General features: G+C 53.1%; 21 protein-coding genes and 1 tRNA gene. 4 read left to right on the forward strand and 18 right to left on the reverse strand.

Features of this window, described 5'->3' with window-relative positions; genetic code table 11:
* Positions 1–29: 29 nt before the first annotated feature.
* The 8 genes from NSU18_RS08205 to NSU18_RS08240 all read right to left on the reverse strand — a co-directional run bounded on the left by NSU18_RS08205 (position 30) and on the right by NSU18_RS08240 (position 8616).
* Positions 30–1172: an exo-beta-N-acetylmuramidase NamZ family protein gene (locus NSU18_RS08205; protein WP_341151006.1), complete on the reverse strand. Its 1143-nt coding sequence runs from the start codon at positions 1170–1172 to the stop codon at positions 30–32.
* Positions 1173–1183: 11 nt separating this feature from the next.
* Positions 1184–2404: an anhydro-N-acetylmuramic acid kinase gene (locus NSU18_RS08210; RefSeq protein ID WP_341148756.1), complete on the reverse strand. Its 1221-nt coding sequence runs from the start codon at positions 2402–2404 to the stop codon at positions 1184–1186.
* Positions 2404–3264, reverse strand: a complete 861-nt coding sequence (locus tag NSU18_RS08215) for a carbohydrate ABC transporter permease (RefSeq protein ID WP_341020541.1) — start codon at positions 3262–3264, stop codon at positions 2404–2406. Before NSU18_RS08215 ends, NSU18_RS08210 begins: the two co-directional genes overlap by 1 nt.
* A 17-nt stretch (positions 3265–3281) precedes the next feature.
* Positions 3282–4184 carry a carbohydrate ABC transporter permease gene (locus NSU18_RS08220; protein ID WP_341148757.1) on the reverse strand — a complete coding sequence of 301 codons (903 nt, stop codon included), beginning with the start codon at positions 4182–4184 and terminating at the stop codon, positions 3282–3284.
* A gap of 115 nt (positions 4185–4299) precedes the next feature.
* The gene (locus NSU18_RS08225) at positions 4300–5739 is read right to left on the reverse strand and encodes an ABC transporter substrate-binding protein (RefSeq protein ID WP_341148758.1); all 1440 of its coding nucleotides are present in this window, start codon (positions 5737–5739) and stop codon (positions 4300–4302) included.
* 58 nt (positions 5740–5797) lie between these two features.
* Positions 5798–6703 (reverse strand): N-acetylmuramic acid 6-phosphate etherase, encoded by a 906-nt coding sequence (gene murQ / locus NSU18_RS08230; protein WP_341020537.1) that lies wholly within the window; start codon positions 6701–6703, stop codon positions 5798–5800.
* Positions 6704–7484: 781 nt separating this feature from the next.
* Positions 7485–8348: a MurR/RpiR family transcriptional regulator gene (locus NSU18_RS08235; protein ID WP_341148759.1), complete on the reverse strand. Its 864-nt coding sequence runs from the start codon at positions 8346–8348 to the stop codon at positions 7485–7487.
* 184 nt (positions 8349–8532) lie between these two features.
* A tRNA-Leu gene (locus NSU18_RS08240) sits at positions 8533–8616 on the reverse strand.
* Between the two features lie 180 nt (positions 8617–8796).
* Here NSU18_RS08240 and NSU18_RS08245 point away from each other — a divergent pair.
* Positions 8797–9255, forward strand: a complete 459-nt coding sequence (locus tag NSU18_RS08245) for a hypothetical protein (protein ID WP_341148760.1) — start codon at positions 8797–8799, stop codon at positions 9253–9255.
* Positions 9256–9687: 432 nt separating this feature from the next.
* Here the strand turns inward: NSU18_RS08245 and NSU18_RS08250 are convergent, their stop codons facing one another.
* The 5 genes from NSU18_RS08250 to NSU18_RS08270 all read right to left on the reverse strand — a co-directional run bounded on the left by NSU18_RS08250 (position 9688) and on the right by NSU18_RS08270 (position 12522).
* The gene (locus NSU18_RS08250) at positions 9688–10365 is read right to left on the reverse strand and encodes an AlkZ-related protein (RefSeq protein WP_341148761.1); all 678 of its coding nucleotides are present in this window, start codon (positions 10363–10365) and stop codon (positions 9688–9690) included.
* Positions 10362–11153 carry an SDR family oxidoreductase gene (locus NSU18_RS08255; protein WP_341020530.1) on the reverse strand — a complete coding sequence of 264 codons (792 nt, stop codon included), beginning with the start codon at positions 11151–11153 and terminating at the stop codon, positions 10362–10364. The genes NSU18_RS08250 and NSU18_RS08255 overlap by 4 nt, the downstream gene beginning before the upstream one ends.
* A 19-nt stretch (positions 11154–11172) precedes the next feature.
* On the reverse strand, positions 11173–11394 hold the full coding sequence (locus NSU18_RS08260) for a hypothetical protein (protein WP_340754711.1): 222 nt from the start codon (positions 11392–11394) through the stop codon (positions 11173–11175).
* 132 nt (positions 11395–11526) lie between these two features.
* Entirely contained in the window at positions 11527–11844 is a 318-nt protein-coding gene (locus NSU18_RS08265; RefSeq protein WP_340754713.1) for a hypothetical protein, read from the reverse strand.
* Between the two features lie 108 nt (positions 11845–11952).
* A complete protein-coding gene (locus NSU18_RS08270; protein WP_036725092.1) occupies positions 11953–12522 on the reverse strand; it encodes a xanthine phosphoribosyltransferase in 570 nt (189 codons plus the stop codon).
* Positions 12523–12698: 176 nt separating this feature from the next.
* Here NSU18_RS08270 and NSU18_RS08275 point away from each other — a divergent pair, with 176 nt between their 5' ends.
* Complete coding sequence (locus tag NSU18_RS08275; RefSeq protein WP_341020526.1) at positions 12699–13832, forward strand: YkvI family membrane protein; 1134 nt, start codon at positions 12699–12701, stop codon at positions 13830–13832.
* On the opposite strand, the gene NSU18_RS08280 is transcribed toward NSU18_RS08275, so the two are convergent.
* Genes NSU18_RS08280 through NSU18_RS08290 form a run of 3 tightly spaced genes read right to left on the reverse strand, consistent with a single transcriptional unit; the run spans position 13819 to position 19884 of the window.
* Positions 13819–17262, reverse strand: coding sequence for an AAA family ATPase (locus tag NSU18_RS08280; RefSeq protein ID WP_341148762.1), 3444 nt, complete (start codon positions 17260–17262; stop codon positions 13819–13821). The two genes, NSU18_RS08275 and NSU18_RS08280, sit on opposite strands and share 14 nt — an antisense overlap.
* On the reverse strand, positions 17259–18743 hold the full coding sequence (locus NSU18_RS08285; RefSeq protein WP_341148763.1) for a metallophosphoesterase family protein: 1485 nt from the start codon (positions 18741–18743) through the stop codon (positions 17259–17261). Before NSU18_RS08285 ends, NSU18_RS08280 begins: the two co-directional genes overlap by 4 nt.
* Before the next feature lie 4 nt (positions 18744–18747).
* On the reverse strand, positions 18748–19884 hold the full coding sequence (locus NSU18_RS08290; RefSeq protein WP_341020521.1) for a glycosyltransferase family 4 protein: 1137 nt from the start codon (positions 19882–19884) through the stop codon (positions 18748–18750).
* Positions 19885–20095: 211 nt separating this feature from the next.
* Here NSU18_RS08290 and NSU18_RS08295 point away from each other — a divergent pair, with 211 nt between their 5' ends.
* Both NSU18_RS08295 and NSU18_RS08300 read left to right on the forward strand, forming a co-directional pair.
* Positions 20096–21502 (forward strand): RsmB/NOP family class I SAM-dependent RNA methyltransferase, encoded by a 1407-nt coding sequence (locus tag NSU18_RS08295; protein WP_341148764.1) that lies wholly within the window; start codon positions 20096–20098, stop codon positions 21500–21502.
* A 116-nt stretch (positions 21503–21618) separates the two neighbouring features.
* Positions 21619–21708, forward strand: coding sequence for a sporulation protein YjcZ (locus NSU18_RS08300; RefSeq protein ID WP_143803672.1), 90 nt, complete (start codon positions 21619–21621; stop codon positions 21706–21708).
* Between the two features lie 97 nt (positions 21709–21805).
* On the opposite strand, the gene NSU18_RS08305 is transcribed toward NSU18_RS08300, so the two are convergent.
* Complete coding sequence (locus NSU18_RS08305; RefSeq protein WP_341148765.1) at positions 21806–22603, reverse strand: Cof-type HAD-IIB family hydrolase; 798 nt, start codon at positions 22601–22603, stop codon at positions 21806–21808.
* A gap of 32 nt (positions 22604–22635) precedes the next feature.
* The gene (locus NSU18_RS08310) at positions 22636–23400 is read right to left on the reverse strand and encodes a pseudouridine synthase (RefSeq protein WP_341148766.1); all 765 of its coding nucleotides are present in this window, start codon (positions 23398–23400) and stop codon (positions 22636–22638) included.
* Between the last annotated feature and the right edge of the window lies 1 nt (position 23401).

Raw genomic sequence — 23401 nt, forward strand, 5'->3', positions numbered from 1 at the left:
TATCGTTCTCATCCGCTATTCACCATCCGCTAGTGGTATAAATGATACTGCTGTTTCATTTCTGCAAATTGCCTGCTGTCCTCTGCAAACTGTTCAAGCAGCTGCTTAGCCTGAATATCCTTCGTACGGTAGATACTGCTTCCGCCCAGCAAATCAATAAAAGGACGTGAGCCCTCCTTCACTGGGGGCAGAAATGCAAAGGGCTCAAACAGGTCTCTTATCGTAAATAATAAGGATACGCCAACCTCTAACGGCTTGATCACCTGGCGATCTGTAATATAGAGTTGAACGCCGCCGCACAGCTCTCCAGAATGCTTGGATGACGTTGGTTTGAAATGAACCGGACGGAAATATACGCCTGGAAGCCGCAATGCATTCATCTCATCTGCCAGCTGCTGCGCCTCAATAAAGGGAGCTCCAATCATTTCAAAGGGGAAGGTTGTGCCCCTGCCTTCGGAGCAGCTTGTCCCCTCAAATAAACAGGTGCCTGTATATAATAACGCGGTTTCATACCGGGGGATTCCCAGTGAAGGATGAACCCAGGTCAAGCCTGTATCCGGGAAGGACATGCTCCGTTTCCAGCCTTCCAGACGAACGACATGAAGCTCTGCCTTCCAGTTCATCTGATCATTGGCCATGACAGCCACTTCACCTGCGGTCAGGCCGTAGCGGACAGCCAGCTCATAATTCCCGACAAAGGATTTGAAGCCGGGCTGTAAGATGTTCCCCTCCACGTTCACCCCGTTCAGCGGATTCACCCGGTCGAGAACAACAAATTCCACGCCAGCCGCAGCACAATCCTCAAGGGCATACAGCATCGTATAAATGAAGGTATAATACCGTACACCAACATCCTGGATATCATACACAAGGATATCTACCTTCTCCAGCATTTCCTTTGTTAAACGTTTGGAATCTTTGCGGTACAGGCTGTAGACCGGAACCTTGGTACGGGGGTCCGTATACGTCTCCACTAATGCCCCTGCATCCAAATCTCCGCGCACACCATGCTCAGGCGAGAACATGGCCGTAAGATTACAATTCTCGTGTAATATCGTAATGGTAGATCTGAAATCTTTGGTAAGCCCTGTCGTCGCTGTAATTAAACCCACACGTTTCCCTTTAAACAGATGAAGATACCTTGTGATAGAGTCAACTCCGCTCCACACCATATCACTTTGCATCATTCAACCCCCCTGTGTTCCGGGTAGGGCCAAGAAATTTTGCCCATGACTACCGGCCGGGAAGCTCCGGTGACCTGGGGAATATTATTCGGCAGACGTCTCATCGTATGATAAGCCAGTACAGCAAAAGCAACGGCTTCCTTGGCATCGCTGTTGCCGCCAATATCCTCCTGTGTCAGCACCTGTACTCCAAACGGGGCAAATAACTGCCGCAACTCACGCATTAACGTCAGGTTATAACTCCCCCCGCCGCCAACCACTAATCGCTGAGCCTGATGCTGCGGGGCAATATACCGTTCATAGCTGTCGGCAATGCTCCATGCTGTCAAGTGTGTTGCCGTGACTATTACATCCTCAGCTTTCCAGCGATTCGACTCCATCATCTGAAGTATTTGGGCAACATATTGTTGTCCAAACCGTTCTCTGCCCGTCGATTTCGGGAATGGCATACTATAATACTCATCCTGCTGCATCCATTTCAAAAGCGGATCAATGACCTCACCGCCCGCAGCAATTTCACCGCCGGCATCCATCGTCATTGGCGCAAATAAACGGGAGACAAGACCATCAATAATCATATTCCCGGGCCCTGTATCGTAAGCATACACCTCTTCGGGTGAAGCATTGGCCGGAAGAACCGTTATATTCCCGATTCCTCCAATATTCTGCAGCAGTGAGGTTTTCTCCGGATGGTTAAACAATAAATATTCAGTAAAAGGCACGAGTGGCGCCCCCTGTCCATTCATTGCCATATCAGCAACCCGAAAATCTGAGATGCAGGGAATGCCCGTCCGGTTCGCTATCACTGCACCTTCCCCGATCTGCACCGTACAGTGCAGGTTGTAGCCGTCCATCCTCATCTCTTCCGGTGCATGATAGATCGTTTGGCCATGTGATCCTATCGCAACTATTTGGGAAGGCGCAAGTCCGCATTTGCGGATCACCGACAGTGCAGCCCGGGCGTATAATTCCCCCAGCCACATATTCATTGCGCCTACTTTATCCACCGTGGCCTTGGAAGGATCAAACAGCTCGAATATCGAGCTTCTGACATGCGCTGGAAACGGGGTATTCTCAAAAGCCAGTAACTCCGTCTCTATTCCGTACTCTTTGTCCGGCGAAGAAGAAAGCTTAATTACCGCTGCATCAATACCGTCTACCGATGTGCCGGACATCAAGCCAACCAGATAGGCAACCTCTACTTCAGATGGGCCGCCCATTACCCTTTCACCGCTCCGACGGCGACTCCTTCAAGGAAATACTTCTGTAAGCTGAAGAACAAAATAAACATCGGAACCGCAGAAATGGTTGCCCCGGCCATCATAGGTGCAAAGTACGTTGTATTCGCAAAACGGAAGTTTTTGAGCCCCACCTGAATCGTCTGCATATCCATGGTGTTGGTTACCAGGAACGGCCAGAAGAAGTCATTCCATGCTGCCATAAACGTCAGGATCGCCAGCACGGCCATTACCGTTTTGGACAGCGGCATAATAATATACCAGAAGATTTTAGGCTGGGAGCAGCCTTCGATTTTGGCAGCTTCAATAATTTCTACCGGAATGGAGGACATGAACTGCTTGACCAGAAAAATGTTATACACCGTGACAATGCTTGGCATAATCAACGCTGTATACGTATTTTGCAATTCAAAAATATTCACGATCAATATATACAGCGGAACCTGGGTGACTTGAGTAGGGATCATCATGGACCCCAGCAGAATAGCGAACAGAATGCCTTTTCCTCTAAATTTCATTTTGGCAAAAGCGTATCCTGCAAGCGTGGCGAAAAATACGTTTGATACCGTAATACAAGCTGCTACAATAAAAGAATTTTTTAACCAATCCCAGGAATGGGCGCTGAAGTTAAAAAAGAATTTATACGACTCAAAGGAAATCTTCGCCGGGATCAGCGAATAGCTCATTGCGCCAGCTTCTACCGGATCGCCGAACGAGGAAATGATCATAAAGTATATCGGGAAAATGGTCGCCGCGGCAAACAGGAGAAGGGCTGTAATGATCAGACCATTACGGGCGAACAGAGACCCTTTGCTTTTGATAGTATTGTTGAACAACCCCATAGGTTTCTGCCCCTTTCCTAATATTCTATATCCTTACCTAGAATCTTAAATTGGAAGAATGAGATCAAGGCAATAACCGCTGCCAGAAGTAAGGATTGGGCCGCTGCCTCGCCAAACTCGAAATATGTGAACGCGTTGTTAAAGATTAACAATCCCACCATAGTTGTGGCATGGTCTGGTCCGCCGCCTGTCATCAGATAAGCGTTCTGGAACACCTGGAAGGAACCAATGACCCCGGTAATCAGCAGGAATAGCGTGGTTGGCTTAAGGAAAGGGATGACAATATACCGCAGCTTTTGCAAAAAAGTCGCCCCGTCAATATCAGCTGCTTCATAATAACTGTTATCAATACTGAGTAGTGCCGCCAGATAGATAATGATCGCTGTACCATGACTTGACAGCCAAGACATTAATACAAGTGAGAACATGGCCGTTGCACTCGAACCAAGCCAGTTCTGATTACTGATTCCAAAAAGTCCGACCGCTTGATTGGCAATACCTGATTTTAGCGGATCAAAGATCCACAGCCATACGACAGCAAGAGATACCCCTGAAGCTACAGCCGGCAAATAATATACCGCTTTAAATATAGTTTGTGTTTTTTTCTTAAAAGGCATAATCAGAATGGCCACAAGGAAGGACAGTAAAATATTAAATGGAACGGTTAACAGCGTATAGACCAATGTATTTTTCAGCGCTTTCCAGAACAGCTCATCTGAAAAGGAATTGACGAAGTTCTCCAGGCCGACATAAGTGGACCCTAGTGGACGATATTTCTGCAGGCTGATTATAAAGGCATTGATTACCGGATAGGCAGTAAATAAAGAAAATGCAATAAGTGCTACTGCGATAAACGCGTATCCCCAACCAGAGTCACTTTCGAGCTTCAGCTTTTTTCTTTTGGTCAACAATTGATTCATTGGGCCGCACCTCTCTTCTTCAAAAAAGTACCTTCTGCTTGCCTGCATTCAGAAGGAAAGCTGTACGTTTAAGCTTCGTACAGCTTTCACTTCACATGCCGGCCTATATGGCAATCTAGTCAGCGACCACACCATCTTCACCGAAGGATTTGACGGCCGCTGCTTTAACTGCATCATACATTTCTTGCGGGGTAATCTCATCGGCAAGCAATGCCTGCAGCTTAGGAATGATTACTTCTGTTTCAATTTTGAGCGCTTCAGCAGCCTGCTCGGTAGGAATATCTGTACGGGCCGGGAGCGCTTTGGCCATCATAGCTTTACCCGCAGCAACGTTGTCTTCATTACGCGGGAACTGTTCAAGCACTTCTGCCTTACGTGCAGACTCGGTAATGGGTGTTAAGAACAGCTCATTACTATAGTTGGCAGCAATCGAACCGGAAGACAGGAAATTCACCGCCAGAGCAATATTTTTGATATGTTCTTCTGAAGGCTCTTTTTTACCTCGAAGTGCGACATAACCGTCCACTATGGAAGTAGGGATATAATCGGCACCGTTGAAGGTTGGAACCGGAAGTGAAATGTAATCCACTTGGATAGAATCGGCAACAGCTGATCCATCGTTCGCTTTAATTTTCTCATTGTTCAGACGGGCGGAGTTTTCAAATGCCGACAAGCCTTTACCAGTGATCATCGTTTGGCCGGTCAGGAACATATTCCAGCGTTTGCCGGCATCGATGGAGCTTAACTCTTTCGGCATAGAACCATCGTCGATCATTTCACGGATTGCTGTCAGCAGACCCAGGAATTTTTTGCTTGTATACGTGTATTTGAGGTCATTATCGAAGTAATCCGGCAGCCCCGCAGTTTTAGCAAGAATACCCAGGTAATCTTTAGAGGTTACACCGGAGGTCGCGAATACGAAACCGTAACGGCTGGTTTCACCTTTATCATTTTTTACTACGCCTTTTGCAATAGCTTTCCGGAACTCATCATAGGTCCAGCCGTTTTGCTGAATACTCTTCCAGTCAATTCCGGCTTCTTCAAGGAATTGTTTATTACCGCCGATCGTGTGGATTTCCATATATGCCGGCAGACCGTACTGGGCGTCACCCAATTGAAAATACTTCATTGGAACTTCGTCATAATCCACCTTAACTTCGTCAGACAGCACTGGGTTCAGATCGATTAGTACATCCAGTGCTGCATATTTCGAAAGTCCGGAGGCACCGATCCAGGCAATATCAGGAGGGGAGCCTGCATTGACTTGTGTATCCAGCTTTTGGGTCATATCTTCCCAGCTCGCCGGTTCGATTTTCAGCGTCAAATTAGGATGCAGTGCATTAAATTCTTTTTCCATATCAGCAAACCGGGCCTGGTAATTAGCCGATACCGGAGGTAATAATGCGGTTATCGTATCTTTTCCCGCACCGCTGCTGTCTGTGTTTCCGGAATTTGCAGAACCCGCAGTGTTATTTGCTTTCCCTCCGCAGGCGGATAACAGCGACATCATCATGATTGCTGACAATAACAGAGTTAAACCTTTTCTTTTTTTCATCGATAGCAGCCTCCTTAATTTTCACAAGCATCCATCCGGTAATTCCATTTCCTGCGCTTTAATTCAATGAGAGGATCGCTTGCTTCAGGCGTCCTCCATTAGCCTCAAGCGCTTCTTCTGCCGCTTTTGCGTCTAACCCCGTTTTAATCATCATGATGGCCAGCTTACAATTCATTCCTGCCTTTTCAAGTGTCTCTGAGGCGGCTTGGGTGTCTACACCCGTCGTATTCATAATAATGCGGAGGGAGCGGTCTACCAGCTTGTAATTGCTGGCTTTTAAATCAACCATTAGGTTGTTATAGGTTTTCCCCAACTTGACCATAGTACATGTGGTCAGCATATTGAGCACCAGCTTTTGAGCCGTTCCCGCCTTCAACCGGGTCGAGCCGCTAATGACCTCCGGTCCTACAACAGGTGAAATACAAATATCTGCAATGGGTTCAAACTTGGAGCCCTTGTTGTTGCACACACCGATGGTAGCGGCCCCAAGCGTCTTCGCCTTCGCTAGAGCTGCAATCACAAACCTGGCGCTCCCGCTTGCCGAAATGCCGATAACTACATCCTGGTCTGTCACCCCGATGCTATCGACTAATGCGGTCCCTGCCTCGTCATCGTCTTCACAGCCTTCAACCGCATTCCGCAGAGCAATATCACCCCCGGCGATATATCCTTGTACCATCGAAGGATCTGTACCAAAGGTAGGAGGACATTCGGAAGCGTCCAAAACACCCAATCTTCCGGAGGTGCCGGCTCCTATGTAAAACATTCTCCCGCCGGCAGACAGCCTGTGGTGCAGAATATCTACCGCCCTTGCAATCTGCGGGATTTCGTTAGCGACGGCTGCCGAGACCAGAGCATCCTGTTGATTCATTAACTGGACCATTTGTTCAGTCGTACATTCATCAATCATCAGGGTGTCCGGATTCACGGCTTCTGTGGTTAATCCCGCAAGGTAGTCATTCATAGTCATCCTCCTTCTTGTTAAATATAAATTCCATGTATCTAACAATTCATGTTAGAATATCATACATTTATTAATTTTTATACTAATATATATCCCTAAAGCCGTCAATAGATTTTGAAATAAAATTTTATTTATGAATATTATTCCGATTTTTTATTTCATAATCTCATATAATCAGTTATACCACATTTATAAAGCGCTTACAATAAGCGATTCTCACTTTTGTCAAACGTTATTATCACTCCTTCTGCCGTATTCTTGAAAAACAAGTCATTAGATTCGCCAGAATCAAACATTCTGTGATGTAGATAATCTGACATCGTTAAGGGAAGACCAAAATCAACCTAACGGGTGAATGAGATTACCTGCGAGCGAACACAATGTATGCTGTTTTCGCCATACATTCGGTCCATTTGCCTACTTGCGGGCACAATGTATGCTGTTTTTCGCATATATTTGGTTCATAGGCCTGCTTGCGAGCAGGATGCTGTTTTTCATATACATTCAGGCCGTGTGCCTGCTGTGAACACAATATATGCTGTTTTTCACATACATTTAGTCCATATGCCGTTGTACTCTCCCATTCTATAGGTTCTAAGCCTATCTTCCGCCACCTTTAGCTTCACAGTCACTCTACCTCCGAATCATTCCAAGAGCTCTTATCCACAAATCTACACACACCTTTGCTGCAGCAGCAGATAACTATAGTTTCCTATACAATAAAAAAGCATTGACCGATGACCGATCAATGCTTCCTCCAAGTCTATTCGATTCTGAGTACTTAATATCTGAGTTTTTTCTTCAAAATATTATGGGTATTGGTTAAAGAGGTTTTTACCTGCTCGTATTCTGCACTTGCCACACCGGCAAACAGGATGTCGATGATCGTCAGCATAGCAATACGTGAGCCCATGGCACCGCTGCGGATTGTTATTTCAGGGGTAGATATGCTGAGAACAATATCCGCCCGCATTGCAAGCTCGCTTTTGTTGTACCGGGTAACCGCAATACATGTCGCTTTATTCTTCTGGGCAATGATCAGGGCGTCAATAATGTCACTGGTTGCACCAGAATTAGAAATAAAAATGGCAACATCGTCTTTTCCGAGTAAGGTTGCTGCCGTGAGCTGGCTATGGCCATCTGTATAAGCATGACACATTTTGTTAATGCGAGAGAATTTCTGTTCGGCGTCCATACAGACGATTCCCGAGGCTCCAATGCCAAAGAAAACAATTCTTTTGCTATGGCACAGCACTTCTACTGCTCTTGCAATCTCATTCCGGTCAACCACACTAAGTGTGTCCTCAATGGATTTCATGTTATTGAGTGAAATATTTGAAATAATGGTCGAGAGCTCATCACCCGGCTGAATATCTGTATACTGGGCCTTTGCATCCTCATCGCGGGAACCCAAAGAAGCTGATATACTCACAATAAAATTGCGGTATCCGCTGTAGCCCATTGTTTTACAGAACCGCAGGACCGAGGCATCACTTGTTTTACTCGATTGGGCCAATTCTTTAATGGACAAATGGGGAATCTCTTCTTTGTTCTCCAGAATATAATCCCCGACCAGCCGTTCAACCGGAGTAAAGCTTTCCCTCATTTCACGAATCTTGATTAATATATTGTCATTTAAATTCATAATCTACCTACTCAAGATTTAATGAATATCATAGATATTATCATAAACAATACAGGCGGCCTATTTCAATAGCAAAACCATATTGGCACACCTAATTCTTATTATCAATCAGATCTAACCAATCAAAAAAAGCTCCTGAACCGTCAAAAGGACTGATTCAAGAGCTTATTCATTCTTACGGTAATGCGGTCAAGAGGACTCGAACCTCCACGATATTGCTACCACTGGCACCTGAAGCCAGCGCGTCTGCCAATTCCGCCATGACCGCATATTCAGTTGACTTGCTTTCGCAGTCACAAGATAGATCTTACCATGCCAGATTTATGGAGTCAAGTATATTTTATTGTAAATTTCTATCCATAAATTGCAAGTAAAATATTGCTTTTATTTGCGGATTCGGTGTATAATGAGAACAAAGGTTCGCATACTATAAATGAGGTGATTTATAATGGCGATTACCAAGAGACACCCCCTAAATACACCAACAATCCCTGAGAATATAACCAAAGATGAATTGTCCCTGGTCAGAAGCTATCTGTTGCTAACGTTTATTCATAAAGTATTCGAACGCGACTGCCGTGCCATCGGCAAGAGCGGTCTGTTCAAGACTCCCCAGCTCTACATGGAGCTGGTATCCAGCGCTACCAAGAAGACATCCCTGATGCTGAAGGAGGTTACCCGCGAGCTTACCGTGAGCCAGCTCAAGATCAGTACTGTGCGCCAGGATCAGCGCGGAGTTACCGCCGAGTATAACTGCCGGGGCTATGTTGGCGAGATCCATATTCTATGGCCCGGCTTCCGCAATGAGATGATGCAGCGTATGCGCGCCTACCTCGGACTGGGTCCCGAGCTTGCCTCCATTCTTCCCCGGGAAGAACAAGCCGAACAGTTGGCCATGACCATCTAAGCTGTCCTTTGTAATGGATAGTACTGCTGTCACCAAGAGCCTCGTCCCAAATAGGACGAGGCTCTTGGTGCGGGTGCAGCACAAGATTTGAATATGCTGGCGGTGAGCGGCTTGGGTGAATTTTATTGTCGGGAACACTGGGGGATTAAGCTCAGTTTTCCGCATACATTTGGTCCAGGTGCCTTCGCGCGAGCAATTGTAATCGGTTTTTCGATTACATTTGGTCCAGGTAGCTCCACGCGAGCAATTGTAATCGGTTTTTCGATTACATTTGATCCAGGTAGCTTCGCGCGAGCAATTGTAATCGGTTTTTCGATTACATTTGGTCCAGGTAGCTCCACGCGAGCAATTGTAATCGGTTTTTCGATTACCTTGGTCCAAGCAGCAACCCGGCCCGTTCCTGCCGTTCGCCGGTTCGCAGCCCGAGCGAACTTACTTCAAGACCTTCTCCAGCTGCTTCGCTCCTGCCTCCGGGAACAGCTTGGCTGTATGCTCCATAATCCGCTCCATGGATGCTTTAGGCTGAATGCTGTACTGCGAAGTCACCCATTCCGCTCCGAATACATGCTCGCTTACGGCATAACGGCCGATTCCCCAGCCGTAGGGACGGCCATGCTTGTCCTGCTTATACTCGAATTTGCTGACTGTAATGTAGGTCTGCATCTGGAGCAGCGTCATGGCTGTGTCGAAGCCTTTGGCACCTTTGGCTGCGAAGCCGGACAGCGCTTTGAGGTCACTGGAGAGCAGCCCCGCCTCATGCTCCAGCAGCACATCCATTATTCGTTTGCTGGCCATGGAGGCCAGTCCGTCATCATATCTGGCGTCGAAGTCATAACCGTCACGGCGGTAATTGGCGAAGTCCGGATACCATTCTCTGCTGATGAACCCGGCCTTCTTGTTGAAAAGCTTCGCATAAGCGATCTCGCCCCCGGCCGCAATCTCCTCGCGCCATTCCCACGGGCCGATTACATCCTTCACGAACCAGTAGCCCGCAGGCGTGCATTCCTCCAGAGAGAAGCCTGCGATCTCACAGCGGAACAAGGGCAGGTACCCGATCTCCCGCACCAGTGCGGCCAGTTCTCCGGCATCTTTGATAACCGGCAGCTTCATGATTGCCCTCCAGGGCGATAGGTCCAGCCCCCGTCTCCGTGGTAGATCATCTGCTTGCCCATCCCGCCATCGATTGTAATGTTCTCGCCCGTGATGAATCCCGCAGCCTCAGTGCACAGGAACAGCACCATAGCCGCGATATCCGCCGGAGTTCCGACCCGTCCCGCAGGATGCTGCAGCCGGTCCGGCTCGGTATGAACCGGCTCCACCGATTCCTCTGTACCGTGATAAGCAGTGGTATCAATCCAGCCCGGGCTGATGGCATTCACCCGGGCTTTGCCGGCCAGACTTACACTAAGAGCGTGGGTCAATGCACCAATTCCGCCTTTGGCGGCAGTGTAGCTCTCGGTATCCGGCTGCGACATCCGCTCCCGGCTGGAGGAGATATTCACAATAGAAGCTCCTTGGGCCAAATACGGCTTAAGCCGCAGCGTCAGATAATAGGGTGCCGTCACTCCGACCCGTTGCACATACTCGAAATCCTCATAGGTGCACTCGGACTGCAGCCCTTTCCTGCTGATACAGGCATTGTTAATCAGATAATCGACCTGTCCGTAACGGCTGATCACCTGTGCGGTGAAATCATCCAGCACGGACTGCTGCGCAATATCGCCCGCATAGAAAAACAGCCGCTCAGTGCCATACCGCTCCTCCAGCCAGTGTCCGGCTGCAGAATCCGTATCGATGCAGGCAACCATTGCTCCGGCCTTCAGGAATTCTTCGGTGATGCAGCGTCCGATTCCCCCCGCGCCGCCGGTGACTATCGCTATTTTATTATGATGACTCATCTTGACCTCCATTCTCCGCTCATTCCGGGGTATAGGCTTCTGGTCTGGGCTCGCTCACCGGCTGATACAGGTATCTCCGGTCCAGCTTCACCACATGCTTGTTTGGACGCCGGATCATCACCTGGGTCTCGTCCCAGGCCAGCACGATCCCTCTGATATCATTGCTCGCCAGCCCGTCGCGCACGACTCTTACCCGCTCACCAGAAATCCGGTAGGCATCCAGTTGTTCATCGCTGATCATAGTATTCTTGCTCTCCTCTCTGTGCTTAGCTTGTCCAAATTCAACTCTGAATCCGGTCATGAAAAAGACCCAAATGAGAATCATCCGGGTCTAGTTATCTTTCAAAAGCAATCTGTATGTCTTATGAAGTTCCTATATCAGCGCTTCATTCTTCTCAAACCAGAAGTCAAGAACTTTAGCGGACATCACACGTTGTTCCAGATATTCGACCTGATGCTCTGTGAATGTCTGTCTCCAGCTGAACGACAGCTCTTCACACAAACTTGTGATTGTCAAAAGCTCTGACCAAGCAACATAACGTTTGTACCAGAAAAACTGAGGATGTTCGATCATATAGGGATACAAATCGTCGAACTCCGTGTGTTTGCAATCCAGCGCACGTTCGAAGTGATCCTTAGCCTCGGTTAGTTTATCAATAAAAAACTGCTCTGTCACCGGTTCATTCCCCATTGTGACGCCTCCTCTCTCATGTCTAATTTTTATTATAAAGGAAAACTTATAGGGTGAAAAGCAGATGTTTGAAAAATAGGCTGTGTTCCTGTTATTGTCACTTCCATCTTATCCGAAAACAATTGTCCCGTCATTAAGAGAGGTAATATCAACAAGGGATTCCAGACGGATTCCCTGTTCGCGGATCGTGCGTGCACCGGCCTGGAAGCTTTTTTCGACTACTACGCCAAGGCCCACCAGCTCGGCTCCTGAACGCTGGATAATCTTAATCAGGCCGCGGGCCGCGTCGCCGTTGGCGATAATGTCATCGATGAAGAGGATTTTGTCATCCTCCGAGATGAACTGGCGGGACAGCATGATGTCCGTAACAATCCCTTTGGTAAAAGATGGTACCCGTTCACACAGAGCGTCGGGATCAGCCAGCAGCGTTTTTTTGCGGCGGGCAAACACCAGCGGCACCTTCATCTCATAAGCGGTGGCAAATGCCACGGCAATCCCCGAGGATTCCACAGTCACTACGCGAGTCACTCCAGCCTCAGCAAATCTGCGGGCAAATTCCCGTCCCATTTCCATCGTCAGCATCGGGTCGACCTGGTGGTTAAGCAGCCCGTCCAGCTTCAGCACCTGATCCGAGACGACTACACCTTCCTCCAAAATCCGCTGTTTCAATAATTCCATAATTGTAAACCTCCATTACCCTTTATAGACGTTCCACCGAAATCACACCTGTTCGTCCAGGCGGAAGTCATGTCCCTCTGTTCCTCATCATAACCTGTACTATGCGGACTACACAAGGCTATATCCTTGCAGGCCCCGCGATTATAAACTTCGCAGCATTCATAAGGAGGCTAAGCATGAAGTCACATGTCCGCACATTACAGATCGCGTTCACTTATATTGGTACCATTGTCGGCGCCGGATTCGCTACCGGCCAGGAAATCCTCCGTTTTTTCACCAGATACGGCCACTGGGCCCTGCTGACGATTCTGTTCTCTGCCGCTCTCTTTATCTGGCTGGGCACCAAAATGATGATCATCGCCCGGAAAATCTCTGCGGATTCGTATGAGGATTTCAACCGGCATCTGTTCGGAGCCAAGTCCGGGACCATCATCAGCCTGTTCACCATGATTATTCTGATCGGGGTGAACAGCATCATGCTGGCAGGCGCCGGGGCGATCTTCAAGGAGCATCTCGGCCTTCCTTATCAGGCTGGACTGCTTCTGACTCTCCTCGGATCTTACTTGCTGCTGAAGCGCGGCATTTCCGGCATTCTGCAGATCAACAGCCTTGTGGTGCCCCTGATGCTTACTTTGTCGCTAATTCTTGTCTGTAATACGCTGGGCGTGGCGGGAGCCGAACGCTTCCTCTTCCTGCCCACCGATTACAGCAGCATCAACGCCTGGATCTCTCCGCTGCTCTATACCTCGTTCAACCTTGGCATGGCCCAGGCTGTACTGGTTCCGCTGGCCCGTCATACGGATGACGAACGTGCGCTGGTGCGCGGCGGTATTCTGGGCGGAGCGGGCATCGGGTTCATGCTGCTGGCGGCCCATTTTGCCATGAGCTCGCAGATGCCGGGCATCCTGCAGTTCGAAATTCCGATGGGGAGCATCGCCGTCCGGCTGGGTCCGGTGGTGCAGATGATCTTCTTGCTGCTGATCTTCATGGAAATCTTCAGCACCTTCGTTGCGGGGATCTACGGGGTAAGCGTACAGCTCCAGCAGCGGCTCCCGGTTGCCCCTGCGCTTGTCGCCCCGCTGCTCATGCTGATCTGCTATGTGTTCAGCCAATTCGGCTTCAGCTCCCTGCTGGGCATCTTCTACCCGATCTTCGGCGCGCTGTGTCTGATATGGGTAGTCATGCTCGTGCGTTCCCCCATATCTCCGCCGCCAGGTCAGGGCAAGCCCCCAACAGGAGGTGCGGGCGGTAAAAAGCAGGGGATCACGATTGTCAGCATCAAGCCTGCCATCCGGACTACACGGAAATAACTGTTGCAGCAGGAATGATGCCAGCCACAGCTTCGGCAACGTGGCGGTGGCAGGTCATCATGACGATCTGCCGGGAAGCCGACAGCTCGCCAAGCAGAGCCAGGGCCGCGTGCAGCCGGTGTTCATCGAAATTAACGAACAGATCATCGAAGAACAGCGGCAGATTGACCTTACCGCTCATCGTTTCTGCCAGTGCCAGCCGGATCGCCAGATACAGCTGCTCCGCGGTTCCCCGGCTGAGCAGTCCGCTGTCCAGCAGTCCGGCATCCTTGTGTTCAGCCTTCAGCTCTTTGTGCCCCAGCGTCATCACGATCCGGCGGTATTCCCCGTACGTGAGCTTCGAGAAATACAGGGAGGCCAGCTGCAGCACCTGAGGCTGCTTCTCCTGTTCATAGATCCTGCGCGTCCGCCCCATCAGCTCGGCCGCCAGCGCTGTTACCGCATATTGGCCGGCCAGATTACGCAGTGCCGCCCGCTGCTCCTCCAGCTGCTGGAGGGCAGTGTCTTCCTTGCCGCGCACCGAGAGTGCTTCCCGTTCCTGCAGCAGCTTGCCGCGCTGCTCTAGCAGTGCGCTCCGCTCCTCTTCAAGCTCGACTGCCGCTTCTTCCGCAGCTAGACGCTCCTGCGCAAGCCGCCCTGCATCCAGATGCTCCAGCAGACTCAGCAGCTCCGTCCGCCCTTCGGCATCCCAGCCGCTGAACATCGCCAGCTCCGCTTGACGCACGGACCGCGTAACCTCTATCCGTCTCAGCCACACAGCAGAACGGCGCAGGAAGTCTTCACCATCCTCAGCACCGCCTTCCTCCAGCAGCTTCGAGCACCGCAGGTTCAATTCCGCCTGCTCCCTGAGATTCCCTGCCAGCTCCTCCCGGACCTCAGCCAGCCGTGCCTCCGTACTCTCTCTGCGCAGCAGCTCCGCCTTCAGCTGATCCCACTCCCGCTTCCGCAGCTCCAGCCAGGTTAAGAGGGCGGCTGGGGTAGGTTGACCGGGAGCAGCTTGAGTTGCGGGTGGATGCTGGGCAGTAGGATCGGTGGCGGGTAGACGGCGCTGCTCAGTAGTTTCGCTGGGTATTGACGTCTGATAAGCAGATAAATCGTTAGAGGATAGCAACTGCTGGACTGTAGCCTCGGTAGCGGGTAGCTGGTGCTGCTCAGTAGACTCTGTAGCCAATAGTCGGTGCTGTGCAGTAAGCGGAACAGCCGGTAGTGATTGCTGCTCAGCTACAAAGGGAATAGAATTGGGCCGTCCGGTCCCCGCAGCTGCAAGCAGCTTCAGCCCTTCCTGCTCATAGAGCGCACATTCCGCAGCCAAGCCGCTCAGCCGCACAGACCATTTGGTCTCCTGGCGCAGCAGCTCATGGCCCTGCTCTGCCAGGGCGAAGATATCCGGCAGGCCGTCCGGCGACAGCCCTTCGGGGAGTCTCCGCTGACGCAGCCATTCTTCGTAGCGCGCCGCCAGCTCTGTGAAGCGGGTCTCCGCTTCCGCAAGCTCGCCGGTAAGCACCTGCTCCTGTCCGCTCAGCTGCGCAAGCTCCGTCCGGCAGGCCTCGACCTCAGCGGCTTGCCGGTCTACGCTCTGGCGCCAGGTGCCCCAGGCCTCCATCAGCCGGCGCAGCTCGCGCATCCCGGCCTCCAGCCCGCCTGCGTCCGGGCTGAACGCCTGCCCGCTCTCCCGCTCCGCGCCGGAGAGCAACAGCCCGCGCAGCCGCAGCATCTCCGCTGCGGCCTTGCCCGCCTCCCCGCCGCCGGGCTCCGGCGGGGACCCCGCCGCCCCTGCTGCGCGCAGGGCGGACCAGAGCCACAGGTCCGCTGCGGCCAGCAGGCCGAGCGCGGACCATACGCTGACCGGCGGTGCGCCGGTCAAGAGCAGCGCAGGCGGCAGCAGCAGCGTAAGCGCTGCGCCCGCCTGCAGGAGGCGCCGGTAGCGTGCCGCCCGGCGCTGGCCCCCGCCGGGGCGGCTACTGCCCCCGGCGGTATCCCTGCGGCGCGTAGCTGACGCGCCGCCTTCCGGGCCGAGCTGCGCTTCGCGCCAGCGCTCGGCGGCCTGCTGCAGCTCGTCCCAGAGCTGCACCAGTTCACGCGGGCTGCGCGGGGCCAGGCCCGCGAAGTCCGCTGCGCCGCTGGCGTGCTCCTGCGCCAGCAGGCGCTCGGCTGCCTGCAGCGCAGCAGCGGCGGCGGCCTTGCGGGCGCGGAGGCTCAGCAGCTCCGCGCCCCGGGTCTCCATTTGCCGGTCATATCCGGCAAAAGAGGCGGCGTAACGCCGCGCGGCCTCGCGGTCCGCGGCGGACGGGGTGAAGCCTGCGAGCGCTGCGGAATCCCAGCCTGCGCCGATGCTGCGCAGCAGGCGTTCCAGCTGCTCCCGCAGAGCCGCCAGCTCCGCCTGAATCCGCAGCTGCTCCGCCCGCTTGTCCTCATAGCTGCTGCGGCTGCGGTCCAGCGCTTCCAGCGCAGGCCCCTGCTCCGCAAGCAGAGGATCAGGCGGATTCGCCGCCAGCTCTGCGGTAAGCTCCGCTGTAAGCCGTTCCAGCCGGAACGCCGCCCCCTGCAAGCTGCGCAGATCGGCTGTAAGGGACCTCCAGCGTTCCGCCCCGTTATCCGGGAACGAAGCAATCACAGGAAGCTCCTCCAGCTCCAGCCGGCCTTCGCTCCATTTCAGCCACAGCTCCCGGATGTCCTGCGCCTTGCGCAGCTTCATCAGCCTTGCCCCGGCGAGCTCGCGGTCCAGCTTCATCTGCTCCAACTGCTGCTCCGCAGCTTCCAGAGCCAGCGTGTTCCCGTTATATCTCGGCAGATAAGAGCGGCTCTCCGCTACCTCCTGCTCCAGCTTCCCGATAGACTGTAGAATCCTGGCCGCCTCCTGGACCTTGCCGCGCGGCTTGTAGAGCTTCTCCGCCTCCTGGACCAGACGCTTCTCGGCCCGCATAATCTCCCCGCCGCCGCCCATCCCGGCATGGAACAGGTAGCTGCTCATTTCCCCCGACTGCAAGGCGCCCAGCTCCTGCAGCTCGTCAAGCGAGACAGCGAACAGCTGGCGGAACATGCTCCGGGAGATGCCGCCAAGCAGACGCCGCTCCAGCTCCGCCTGATTCAGCTCCTCCGTGCGGCCATCCGGATGGAGAATTGCAATATGCAGCTTCTCCGCTCTGCCCGGCCCCGCGCCGCCGGAAGCATACCGGCGGATGGTCCATAATGCGCCGGACTCATCCCTTGCTTCCAGTATACCGCCATGCGTCCCTCCTTGCAGCGGCTCGTACCGTTCAGCCGGATTCCCCCGGCCGGGGATGCCGTACAGCATGGCACGGATGAACTGCAGGGTTGTGCTTTTACCTGCCTCGTTGCGTCCGAACAGAACCGTGACCCCTTCATTCAGTCCAATCTCCCGCTGAGTCAGCCTTCCGTAGCCGCCGATCCGCAATGAATCGATCTTCATTCCTCTACCTCCCGGTCTTGCTGTCCATCACTATCTCCGGTATCCCCGGCAGTGTTCTTGCTCATCACCCATCCGCCAGCATCAGCCGATGCATTTTCCCGCGCCCGTCCAGTCCCTTCCAGCCCTGCTCCACTGCCCTCAGCAGAATACGCCTGGTCTTCCTCCCCAGCATTCAGCAGCGTCCTGCCGGACTCTTCCAATCCGCTCAGCAGGGTGATTCCCAGCTCTGCTGCACCTCTCAGCCATTCCTGCTTCTCTTCGGCTCCTGCGGATAATAGCAGCCTGCGCAGCTCCTGATTCTCCATCAGCGGTCTCAGCGCAGTAGCGACCAGTTCGTCCAGCTCTGCGGCATTCCCGCCACTGCGCCCGGCAAGCCGCAGCATTTCACCCAGGAAGCTGTCCTCCAGAAGCAAGTGTTCCCGGTCAACCGCAAGTCCCGTTTCGATGGAGAAGCCCTCCGTCCAGACCAAGCCTGCGTATTCCTTGCGCACTGCGCGCCCAGTTTCCCGCCGCTGGAGCTCAGTGAGCAGATCATCCGCCGCCCCCTTCTCAGCCAGCACCTTATGTATATCGCCCCGCCCGGTCAGGCGGAATCTGACCACAGACATCAGCTGCGGAGTCTCTCTGCGGATATCCTCCACTGCATTCTCTACAGCCAGGGTCCACTCTGCCTCGTCAGTGAGCCCTTCAATAGAGAGCTCGCGGACCTCCCAGCGTACACTGTCCAGTTCATGGAAATCCAGCCGGACTGCACCCTCTGCACTGACATCAACCGTATAACAGCCCTTCGGCCCGGTCTCCTTAATGCTTCTTCCTTGAATGTTGCCCGGATAGACGATAGGCGGATGCTCATGCAGAATACTCCGCTTATGAATATGCCCCAACGCCCAGTAGTCATAGCCCCTGCCGATCAGATCCTTCCGGGTGCACGGGGAGTAAGTCTCATGCTGGAGATCCCCGTCCACATTGCCGTGCAGCAGGCCGATGTGGAACAGGCTGCTGCCCGGCTGGCGGCTGAAGCGCAGAGCTGTATTCTCTGTCACTTTGGAGGTCGGGTAGGAGATGCCGCTGATCACAGCTACCTCCCGTCCGTCCTCCCGGCGGCGGGCGGTAACGCGCTCCGGCTCACTGCCGCCGAATACCGTAACATGGGCAGGCGGTGCTGAGCTAAGGCGCGGACCGTCCAGCGGATCATGGTTACCGTGGATCAGGAATACCTGAATCCCGTGGCTTCCGAGTTCCTCCAAGGCCTCCCGGAACCGGAGCTGCCCTTGAAGCGAAGCATCCGAGACATCGTAGACATCGCCGCTAATGACCACGAAATCTACCTTTTGCAGGATGGCTACGCCAACAAGCCGCCCGAGGGCGGCGAAGGTGGACTCCCGGAGATAGGAGCGGATATCCGGCGGGAGATGAGACAGACCGGCGAACCGGCTGTCCAGATGCATATCCGCTGTATGCAGGAAACGAAAAGGAATCATAGCCTCACCCCTTCATTCCCGGCTGGAACTGCAGATAGGTTTTCTTCAGTTCATTGGCTACACGGGTCAGGGAATAGAGGCTCTTTGCTTTATCCCAAGCCGAGCGCGACAGCTCATAGCGGTAACCGGGGTCCGTGATTACTTTTTCCAGAGCATCTGCCAGTCCCAGCTCATCATCCGGATTCACCAGCAGCCCGTTCACCCCGTCCTCAATCTGCTCGGGAATGCCGCCCACATTGGTCCCGACCAGCGCCAGACAGCTCAGCGCAGCCTCGGCAAATACCGAACCGAACGCCTCCGCCCGCGAAGGCAATACGAAGATATCGAAGAACGGCATGAATTCCTCAGGATGCAGCGTATAGCCGTAAAAAATAGTCTCATTATATATGCCCAGCTCCTGCGCAAGCTTCTCCAGCTCCGCCCGGCTCGGTCCGTCCCCGATAATATGCAGCACATATTCATGCCCCCGCTTCTTCAGCTCGGCACAGGCCTTGAACAGAATATCTATGCCTTTGGCCGGCACCAGACGGGTAACCGTGACCAGCTGCGGAATGTCATTCTCATGCGGGACAGGCTTGAACCGCTTCTCGTCGAATCCGTTCGGGATCACTCCGATGCTGTCCGGCCGCTCAATATAAGGAGTCATATAATCGGCAAAAGCACGCGAAACCGTCATCAGCCTGTCACTCACATGCTCCAGCTCACGGTAAATGGCGACCAGGAACTGATGCTCAATTCCCCCCTCGCGGATCAATCCGTTCAGAATCAATTCACGCTCATAGCTGGAGTGCAGCGTCTGAATCAAGGGCACATCAGGATAAATTCTCTTCATCGCCAGCCCCGCAATCGGATGATGGGCATGGATCAGATCGTAATTTTTGCTCATGCGCAGCTTGGTCCACCAGATGTAATCCCGGTAGGTCTGAATGTATTTTTGCACAACCGGACTATCAAAGTACACGGTCCAATCGAAGGTTTCAAAGACAATGTCTTCACGTCCCTTGCCCCGGATACGCTTCGGCAGCCAGAACAAATCCATCTCCCAGCGGCTAGAGCGGAAGCGTTCCTGCAGATAAGGGATCATAGAAGATACACCACCGGGCTGCTCCGGCGGGAAGAATAGCGCTTGCAGCAAGTTCATATTGGTACATCTCCCTTTACAATTGCCCTATTTACGGTGAAGGCCGGCAATTATGATATAGTTGTGTATATGTACAATAATAAATACGGGTACAGCTACAGGTATAGGTACGCTAAGGTTCCATATCCTAATTTTATCGGTATCCACCCGAAACAGCAACTAAGATGACAGCTTTACTTATCTTGGATTTTGAACTAGAGGAGAATGAAAGATGAATGAAGAACGGCTGCCTGCCGCGTACACCGCTAACATTAGAGAGATGCTGGGGGATACGGCGGACGCTTTTCTGGAGAGCTATCTTGCTAAGCGGACCCAGGGTCTGCGGTTCAATACGTTAAAAAGCAGTGCACCTTCCGGCCGCGCCGCAGCGGAGCAGGCAATCGCACAATTCGGCCTGTCACAGGTAGCATGGTGCCCAACAGGCTTCTACTATGAGGACCCGGTCCGGCCGGGAAGACATCCGTATCATACCGCCGGACTATATTATATTCAGGAGCCCTCCGCAATGTCCGCAGCCGAGCTGCTGAAGCCGCTCCCCGGTGAGCTCGTTCTCGACCTGGCGGCCGCTCCCGGCGGCAAAACCACTCATATCGCCTCGCTGATGCAGAGGCAAGGGCTGCTCATTTCCAATGAAATCCACCCGGAGCGGGCCAAAATCCTGGCCGAAAACGTCGAGCGTCTCGGCATAAGCAACACGCTGGTTACTTCCGCAGCTCCCGGTGATCTCTCCAAAAGATTCCCTGGGGTGTTCGACCGCATTATGCTGGACGCGCCTTGCTCCGGCGAAGGAATGTTCCGCAAAGACCCTGCGGCAATAGACGAATGGTCCCCGAAGCATGTGGAGATCTGTGTAGCCAGACAGTGGGATATTCTGCAGGATGCGTATCTGATGCTGAAGCCTGGCGGTCATATGGTCTATTCCACCTGTACCTTCAACCGTCAGGAGAATGAGGAGACGATGGAGCGCTTCGTGCAGACCTATCCCGATATGGAGCTGATCGTTATGAAGCGGCTGTGGCCGCATCTGGAGCGGGGCGAAGGGCATTTCGTGGCCCTGCTATACAAGACTGCTTCCACTGACCAGACAGAATCTGCTTCAAGTAAAAGCAAAAGCAAGCGCGGTGAACGCGGCAGTAACGGCCAGAAGGCAAGTGCTGCGCTTAGGGAGGCCTATCAGCAGTTCATGAGCTGGTCAGCGGCAGAGCTGCCCGGATTCACCGGACAAGGCCTTCCGCTTCTCTTCGGCGAATCTCTGTATTTGCTGCCTGAGGCATTCAGTGAGCGGCTGCACACCGGGATGCTGGACGGACTCAAGGTACCGCGTGCCGGACTGCATATTGCCCATCTCAAAAAGAACCGGATCGAGCCTGCCCACGCCCTGGCCATGGCACTCCGGCCGGATCAGGCGGCACGCAGCTATGATATGCCGGCGGACGGCCCGGAGATTGGGGCCTGGCTGCGCGGGGAAAGTCTGCCGGTTCCGCCCGGCCTGCATGGCTGGACGCTGGTAACCGTAGACGGCTTGCCCGTAGGCTGGGGCAAAGCCAGCTCCGGCCAGCTGAAGAATCATTTGCCCAAGGGTCTGCGGATTCTAAAAGCCCATATTGACGAAGTTTAGGCTGCTGACCAGTTCACGAATCCTTCATAAGCATATGATGTCATTATCCCATGGAGGTCCGCCGGACTTAAGCGGCGGCAAGTGGGAACAGACATGAATCAAGGGAGGAATCAGACATGGGTGCAGGTGTAGGCTTCACTTCGACCGGTGCGATCTTGGTACTCTTCATATTGCTCGTAATCATTTCCCGTTCGTTGTTCGTCTAATTCCGCTATAAGCAGCATAGCACACGGACCTCAAGCAGCCCGCTCCCTTAATGGGGGCAGGCTGCTTTTTCATCACTACACATGTTGTATTTTCCGCTTACAAACAATACTTCACCAGCGCATCGCGCACGCCGTTCGCATTATTAGTGCCGGTGATCACATCTGCGGCTGCTTTGACCTCCACCGGAGAGTTAGCCATTGCCACACCCAGACCGGCATACGTCAGCATGGAAATATCATTATAATAGTTGCCGATCGACAGCACCTGCTCTTGCGGGATGCCAAGCTCGGCAGCCAGGTGCTTCAGGGCATTTCCTTTGGAGGATTCGGGGTGCATAAGATCAACGAAGAACTCTCCGCTGCGCAGAATATTGTACTGCTCTCCCCACGTAGCCCACTCCCGCTGCGCTTCATCCAGAATATCGGACTGCGTGAACACAGTGAATTTCACAATCGGTTCGCGGAAATCTTCCCAGGCGGGAAGAGATGCAGGCATAATGCGGAAATGCTCATACATAAAGTGGGCTTCTTTGGTCAGGTTCTCCACATTGTCCACATACATCTCAAACGCAGTGTTCACATCAAAATGGATATCACGCTCGCGGCAATAGGCGATATACGGGTCCAGCCCTCTGGCGTCCAGCCCGTACTGGTGCAGCACCTTACGGTCCTTGACACTCACCGTAGCCGCCCCGTTATGGCCCAGCACATACCCCGACAAGCCCATCTCCTCCATAAAAGGAATCGAATTCTGCGGACTGCGTCCTGTGCAGAGGACAATCTGCCCGCCCTGACGCGTAACCTCTGCAATCGCCGCTTTGTTCTCTTCACTGAGCTGATGATCATCATTCAGCAGTGTTCCGTCTACATCCAGTGCAATCAGTTTGTATTTCATACCCCATCATCCTATCTCTGTATAGTCTACCTCTATTCCCCAGCCCCGCCGCCGCGCAGCAGCTCCAGCTCGCGGGCCGTGAGCTCCCGGCAGGCTCCCTCGGACAGCGTCTCGTCCAGCTTCAGCTCGCCCATTGACACCCGTTTCAGAAACACTACCTTCTTCCCGACAGCCACGAACATCCGCTTCACCTGATGGAATTTGCCTTCCGTAATGGTGAGTGAGATATACGACAGCACGCGGCTGCCCCGTTCTCTGCTCAGAATGCTAAGCTGCGCGGGCAGGGTCACATAACCATCCTCAAGCGTAACTCCCTCGGCAAAAGCAGCCACATCCGCTGCATCGACCTCCCCTTCTACGGTGGCCTCGTAAGTTTTGGGGACATGCTTGCGCGGGGACAGCAGCTCATGTGCGAGCTTGCCGTCATTCGTGAGCAGCAGCAGACCCACGGTATCCTTATCCAGCCGCCCGACCGGGAACGGCTCGAACAGCGCATGCTCCTGCTTCAGCAGATCCAGAACCGTACGGTCCCGTTTGTCTTCGGTGGCGGATAATACGCCCGGCGGTTTATTCATCATCAGATAGATGAATTCCCTGTAGAGGACCGGCTCCCCGCCAACCTCTATGCGGTCCTGCTCCGGGTCTACATGGAACCCGCTGTCTTTGACTACTGCTCCATTTACTGTGATCAGACCCTGCTTGGCCTGCTTGCGGATATCGCTGCGTGAGCCGATCCCCATGTGGGACAGCACCTTGTCAATCCGTTGCTTCTTATTCGCAGTTCCTCCTGTAGCCATA

Source organism: Paenibacillus sp. FSL H8-0048 (assembly GCF_038002825.1).
GTDB lineage: Bacteria > Bacillota > Bacilli > Paenibacillales > Paenibacillaceae > Paenibacillus_AQ.

What these genes read in the sequence shown, in the direction of transcription:
- NSU18_RS08215 (WP_341020541.1), bottom strand. Translation starts at nt 3,264, where the DNA reads ATGGGGTTGTTCAACAATACTATCAAAAGCAAAGGGTCTCTGTTCGCC.
- NSU18_RS08275 (WP_341020526.1), top strand. Translation starts at nt 12,699, where the DNA reads ATGAAGTCACATGTCCGCACATTACAGATCGCGTTCACTTATATTGGT.
- NSU18_RS08250 (WP_341148761.1), bottom strand. Translation starts at nt 10,365, where the DNA reads ATGAAGCTGCCGGTTATCAAAGATGCCGGAGAACTGGCCGCACTGGTG.
- NSU18_RS08210 (WP_341148756.1), bottom strand. Translation starts at nt 2,404, where the DNA reads ATGGGCGGCCCATCTGAAGTAGAGGTTGCCTATCTGGTTGGCTTGATG.
- NSU18_RS08305 (WP_341148765.1), bottom strand. Translation starts at nt 22,603, where the DNA reads ATGAAATACAAACTGATTGCACTGGATGTAGACGGAACACTGCTGAAT.
- NSU18_RS08255 (WP_341020530.1), bottom strand. Translation starts at nt 11,153, where the DNA reads ATGAGTCATCATAATAAAATAGCGATAGTCACCGGCGGCGCGGGGGGA.
- NSU18_RS08225 (WP_341148758.1), bottom strand. Translation starts at nt 5,739, where the DNA reads ATGAAAAAAAGAAAAGGTTTAACTCTGTTATTGTCAGCAATCATGATG.
- NSU18_RS08260 (WP_340754711.1), bottom strand. Translation starts at nt 11,394, where the DNA reads ATGATCAGCGATGAACAACTGGATGCCTACCGGATTTCTGGTGAGCGG.
- NSU18_RS08205 (WP_341151006.1), bottom strand. Translation starts at nt 1,172, where the DNA reads ATGGTGTGGAGCGGAGTTGACTCTATCACAAGGTATCTTCATCTGTTT.
- NSU18_RS08290 (WP_341020521.1), bottom strand. Translation starts at nt 19,884, where the DNA reads ATGAACTTGCTGCAAGCGCTATTCTTCCCGCCGGAGCAGCCCGGTGGT.
- murQ (WP_341020537.1), bottom strand. Translation starts at nt 6,703, where the DNA reads ATGAATGACTACCTTGCGGGATTAACCACAGAAGCCGTGAATCCGGAC.
- NSU18_RS08265 (WP_340754713.1), bottom strand. Translation starts at nt 11,844, where the DNA reads ATGGGGAATGAACCGGTGACAGAGCAGTTTTTTATTGATAAACTAACC.
- NSU18_RS08245 (WP_341148760.1), top strand. Translation starts at nt 8,797, where the DNA reads ATGGCGATTACCAAGAGACACCCCCTAAATACACCAACAATCCCTGAG.
- NSU18_RS08310 (WP_341148766.1), bottom strand. Translation starts at nt 23,400, where the DNA reads ATGGCTACAGGAGGAACTGCGAATAAGAAGCAACGGATTGACAAGGTG.
- NSU18_RS08280 (WP_341148762.1), bottom strand. Translation starts at nt 17,262, where the DNA reads ATGAAGATCGATTCATTGCGGATCGGCGGCTACGGAAGGCTGACTCAG.
- NSU18_RS08285 (WP_341148763.1), bottom strand. Translation starts at nt 18,743, where the DNA reads ATGATTCCTTTTCGTTTCCTGCATACAGCGGATATGCATCTGGACAGC.
- NSU18_RS08295 (WP_341148764.1), top strand. Translation starts at nt 20,096, where the DNA reads ATGAATGAAGAACGGCTGCCTGCCGCGTACACCGCTAACATTAGAGAG.
- NSU18_RS08270 (WP_036725092.1), bottom strand. Translation starts at nt 12,522, where the DNA reads ATGGAATTATTGAAACAGCGGATTTTGGAGGAAGGTGTAGTCGTCTCG.
- NSU18_RS08220 (WP_341148757.1), bottom strand. Translation starts at nt 4,184, where the DNA reads ATGAATCAATTGTTGACCAAAAGAAAAAAGCTGAAGCTCGAAAGTGAC.
- NSU18_RS08300 (WP_143803672.1), top strand. Translation starts at nt 21,619, where the DNA reads ATGGGTGCAGGTGTAGGCTTCACTTCGACCGGTGCGATCTTGGTACTC.
- NSU18_RS08235 (WP_341148759.1), bottom strand. Translation starts at nt 8,348, where the DNA reads ATGAATTTAAATGACAATATATTAATCAAGATTCGTGAAATGAGGGAA.